Source organism: Mycobacterium sp. NGS34, from assembly GCF_059812845.1.
In genome coordinates this window covers 1-245 of sequence record NZ_JCALDM010000073.1, presented here as the reverse complement: position 1 = coordinate 245, position 245 = coordinate 1, and the positions used below count along the sequence as shown (strand labels likewise).

Genomic DNA, 245 nt, shown 5'->3' with positions numbered 1-245 from the left:
GGTCAGCCGCTGATTAAGCCCTGATGACGTGGGTTCGATCAGTCGTGGTTTCACCCCGCCAGCGTCACGGAACCAGCTAATTGCAGTGCGTCTCGACACGCCGACCGCGACGCCGGCTTCCGCGACGGCGCAGCCATCACTGATATGGCCCCAAAACTCCCGAACAACAGACGTCAACGGTGGTAGCGGCACAGCAGCACTCCTCAATGAAACAAGTGCTGTTGCATCCACCCCCAGAACTCAAG

The 245-nt window shown here is 59.6% G+C and carries 1 pseudogene; it reads right to left on the bottom strand.

Annotation, left to right across the window (positions count from 1 at the left end):
• Nucleotides 1–192: pseudogene (locus AC5Y7V_RS31440) on the bottom strand (IS30 family transposase); the annotation flags it as partial.
• Nucleotides 193–245: the final 53 nt, after the last annotated feature.